Source organism: Moorena sp. SIO3H5 (assembly GCF_010692395.1).
Lineage (GTDB): Bacteria > Cyanobacteriota > Cyanobacteriia > Cyanobacteriales > Coleofasciculaceae > Moorena.
In genome coordinates this window covers 1-4,109 of sequence record NZ_JAAHHS010000545.1, presented here as the reverse complement: position 1 = coordinate 4,109, position 4,109 = coordinate 1, and the positions used below count along the sequence as shown (strand labels likewise).

Sequence of the window (4,109 nt, the reverse complement as noted above, 5' to 3'; positions counted from 1 at the left end):
TTCAAAGTTTGATCCGCTCGTAGTGCCTGCACTGCTGAGCGCAATTTTGATTCACTACCACCTCCTTTTAAAATCGGTACAAATGGAAATAGGGGAGGTAATGGTTGTCCTAATACTAATTCAGCCTCTACTTCCCACAGATTAATTACCCGATAATCTTGATGTGCCTTTAATCCCATGAATTCACTGTCGTAGCAGTTTTCAATGGTAACAGTGGCTGGAGGCGGCAAGATGTTAATTAATACTGGATAAGTGGATAGGTTATATTTCTCCTCCGCTAAAGCGACATAATTGCGCATGCGCTTAGGCATGGCCTGACTATAGCGCAGTTGTAATTCATTGAGAATCAGAAATTCTTGATGTTCAGGACTAGACGCTTTGACAATTACGTCGCTTTCCCGACTAATCCACTGGAATTCAGCATCGAGTAACTGAGATGCTCGCACTTGGGGATTACCGGTTACCCATTGCACCCAAGCATTGGGGGCGAGACTGATTAGACGTTTGCTACCAATATCTGCAGGTTTTGCCATAGACAATAAAGTGAATAAGACTCATTAATCGAATGCCCAACCGACTTGACAGGGCTGTTTCTGGGGTCGGACTAAAATTTGATTGGTGAGGAGCTCGGTCTGCCACACTACTCCCTGCTCCTTAATACTCTTCCTCCAGAGGATGTCCCGCATCGAAGATCAGAATAAATTGAGCGTCAGGCATCAGCCGTTTAAGAGCCTGCAAGTGACCTTCCGCATCAGAACGGTTGCGGAAACGAGCAACAACCACCCGTTGCATCTCGGGCAGCAGCCGAACAACCACCCATGGGTGTAGGCGTTGAGAGTACGACATAATCAAGATATATCCTTTAACTGGGGTTCTAGAGCCAGCCTTAGGTCCTGGAGAAACTCTCGGCTGGCTCTTACCGTGGAGCTTTTTAGCGCCCACGGTATTTTTATACTAACACAAATAATCTTTAATTATAACATATTTTAAAAACTTTTGTAACAATTTTTGGAATCAACAGGGAATAGGGAGTCGGGAGTCGGGAATCGGGAATCCGGAGTAGTGGAGTGGGAAAAAATCCTGTGTACCTCACTTGTAATCAGAATTATTATCAGTAGTCGGATTAATTAGTGCGATGCTTGGAGCCGCTTAGGGAAAGCATTTCCTGAGTATGCGATCGCTTCCGCGCTTATGCGATTAGCCCGAAGGGCGTTGGCTAGCGAACGCATCCACCGACCATATCCTCAACTTTTCCGTTTCTTTCCGATTCCCAATTCTGAATTCGCGCATTCTAAATTCGCCTAAAATAAATGGGCTTTTTTAAGGCAGAAGGCAGAAGGTAAAAGACTTTCAGGATCAATAAATCTCTTTGGGAGCATTCACAAATGTTCAACGTCTTCTTTAGTTAAACCAGTTGTTGCCACGATTAAATCGATATCAATTCCTCTTGCTTTCATAGCTTTGGCTATTTCTGTGGCTTTCTCTGCTCTCCCCTGTAATTTTCCGGCTGCTTCTGCCCCTTCCAGTAGGCTAATTTCATACCGTTTATTTTCCAGATAGTTCTGATAAGCTACTTTTTCTGGTAAGGGTAAACTCTCAATCCTTAGCTTATCCTTGGCTTCGGCTAATCCTCTGGCTTGGAACTCTTCCTTGATTTCACTATTCTTTAGGAAATAAATCCATTGATCTAAACTGTTTCTAGTTACGTTATCAAACTGGTTAACTCTCAAGATATAATATTCGGGAAATATCTGATAGACTTGCTCTAGTTTGAACAACTCCTTCTGTAGACTGGATAGCCCTAAAGAGTCATGATGATGACGACCTCGGAAATCTAATTTACCTTCATAGATGTAATCTTGTCCTTGCCCTAGGGTAAAGTAAACAATATTAATCGAGTAGACTTTTTTGATTTTACTATAAGGCTCTCCTTTATCTAGATATTGGGTGAGCAGTGTAGAGACACCAAATAACATCCGGTGAAAGTAATCATTTTCGGAACTGTTTTGGACTTCCACCAGCAGTAACTCTCCAGCACTATTGAGCGCTAGAATATCAACCCGATTCAGTTTATTGTCTTCGCTGAGCCGATTACTTTCCCCTTCTAAAATAGATTCAATAGTAATCTCTTGTCCTAGTAATTCGGTGATAAAACCTTCTAGGACAACATAATTAGCTTTATCCCTCAGCAGTTTTTTGATCGCCCAGTCAAAGCGGATGTGTGTTTTGGCCATGATTAGTAGGAATTAGGGAGTAGGGAGTAGGAGTAGTATAGTTAACACTGCTTGTTAACTCAAAAATTAATTGATTTTATTATACTATGTTGAATTTACTCTATTGATTAAATCAGTAACTTTAGCAGTAAATATAGCTGCCACTTTGTGTAATAATACACTCTACTGATCATGGATAAATTTACTCTATCAGTAACGTCAGGTGTGTTTTTTTTCTAGCAAATATATTAATGACGCTAATTATTGTTTAGTTTTATAAGATACTTCAATTATCACTTAAAATTAACAATCAAAAATTAATGAACTAAGTATTATGCACTAGGACAATTAACCCAAAACCTAACACTTAATACTTACAAGTTAACACCTACGAGCTAAGACATAACTCAGGTAGATGTGGAATTCACCGATATCAATACCTCCGTAACCGGAAAAAAAATCCGTAATTCTCTCTAGGCAATAACCACATCAATTAGGCAATTCTAGATGAGGATAGTAGTTTAACTGGGAGGAAAACTCGGATGCGATCGCTCAAGCGCGGAAGCTGAGGCCAAAGGCCTCCGCTTCGCGAACGCTTCATCGCGCCCCGCGTGACAAGCGAGTCAATCCCTGATCTGATTGCTCAGTGCTGAGTGTTGAGTTATTCGTTATTAATGATTAGGGTTCTACCGAACTGATTGTATGCATAAAATCGCGCTTATTGCCCACTAAGTCTGATGGCGCGGGTGATTGAGAAAAAATTATTCTTTCAAAAACTCAAAATCCTGCCAGATCAGGATTATACTAACTATTTTATAAACCTTGTAAATAACAAATTTTATAGAGCAACGATTAGTTATTTATTCAGTGTTGCTCCACTAAATAATTTATTGATATCAAGACTAGTTGGGTCAGTTACCAATTAGCTTTTCTCTTTAATTCATTGCGGCCAGTTATGACATCTTTATTCAATTATCTCAAAAGAATCCCACACAATTCCTCAAACTCTTCTGGAGCATCTGAGGTAAATTCTGATCGACAGCCTTTAGGCTTTAACCTGATCGGGGTAACTAATCTAGCTAAGGCTACTTTCCCTATCCTGGTGACAGGTTCTGCTTTGCTAGTGTCTACTCCTACTCCAGTAGCAGCCCAGTCTCTACCATCTCGAAGTTGTTCCCAGGCTTTTGCTGATTTTGATTGGAGTCAGTTGTCTTGGACTGATGGGGATCTTGGTCCGAGGACTTTTACTGTTAACGGTATCACCTATACCGTTGAAGTTAAAAACCCCAATAATCATAGCTTTACCGACAATTCTCCAAAGCTAGATAACAATAACTTCAGGGAAGATGCTTTGTATGCCCGGCCCGACATGGTAGGTGGGGGTTACATTGAGTTTGAAGTGACCATGAGTCGGCCAGTGACTGGTGTAGAAGGCATTGTTGATGATGTAGATGAACAGGAACCGAATCGTTGGCAGGACGAAGTGGTAATCACAGGTTTCAATGGTTCAACTGCGGTTACTCCAACCTTAGTTGCCTTCGATCCGAGCAAAGTGACGGTGGTAGGTAACGTGGCTACTGGACAGTCTGGGAGCAATTTCTCCACAGGGGGTGGCCATGGCGCTGATGTAGAATTTGGATTTGGTGACCAAGCCATTGATAAGTTTGTGGTGCGCTATCGACCTGGTCCAGATTTTGTCCACACTAGCGCTCAGCATGTCACCCTCAATAATTGGAGTTTCTGTGCAGATGTTGTGGCTAGTGACAAAGATTTTGGTGATGCTCCGGATACTGGCAACGGCACTAGCACTGGTAACTATAATACCTTACTCAGCGATAATGGTCCGAGTCACGACATAGATGGTAGCACCTACCTTGGTAGTGGGGTAACTACAGA

At 41.8% G+C, this 4,109-nt stretch carries 4 protein-coding genes and 1 pseudogene; 1 reads left to right on the top strand and 4 read right to left on the bottom strand.

Annotated elements, in window-relative coordinates; translation table 11 throughout:
• From F6K52_RS33220 to F6K52_RS33205, 4 genes and pseudogenes are all read right to left on the bottom strand, one after another.
• Nucleotides 1-533 (bottom strand): annotated as a pseudogene (locus F6K52_RS33220) (hypothetical protein); the annotation flags it as partial.
• A 121-nt stretch (nucleotides 534-654) separates the two neighbouring features.
• The gene (locus F6K52_RS33215) at nucleotides 655-846 is read right to left on the bottom strand and encodes a hypothetical protein (protein ID WP_293088915.1); all 192 of its coding nucleotides are present in this window, start codon (nucleotides 844-846) and stop codon (nucleotides 655-657) included.
• A 124-nt stretch (nucleotides 847-970) separates the two neighbouring features.
• Nucleotides 971-1,093 carry a hypothetical protein gene (locus F6K52_RS33210; RefSeq protein WP_293088913.1) on the bottom strand — a complete coding sequence of 41 codons (123 nt, stop codon included), beginning with the start codon at nucleotides 1,091-1,093 and terminating at the stop codon, nucleotides 971-973.
• A 286-nt stretch (nucleotides 1,094-1,379) separates the two neighbouring features.
• Nucleotides 1,380-2,234, bottom strand: a complete 855-nt coding sequence (locus tag F6K52_RS33205; protein WP_293088911.1) for an Rpn family recombination-promoting nuclease/putative transposase — start codon at nucleotides 2,232-2,234, stop codon at nucleotides 1,380-1,382.
• A gap of 934 nt (nucleotides 2,235-3,168) precedes the next feature.
• On the opposite strand from F6K52_RS33205, the gene F6K52_RS33200 reads away from it, so the two are divergent.
• Nucleotides 3,169-4,109: hypothetical protein (locus tag F6K52_RS33200; RefSeq protein ID WP_293088908.1), on the top strand; the 941-nt coding region annotated here is incomplete at its 3' end.

What these genes read in the sequence shown, in the direction of transcription:
- F6K52_RS33215 (WP_293088915.1), bottom strand. Translation starts at nt 846, where the DNA reads ATGTCGTACTCTCAACGCCTACACCCATGGGTGGTTGTTCGGCTGCTG.
- F6K52_RS33205 (WP_293088911.1), bottom strand. Translation starts at nt 2,234, where the DNA reads ATGGCCAAAACACACATCCGCTTTGACTGGGCGATCAAAAAACTGCTG.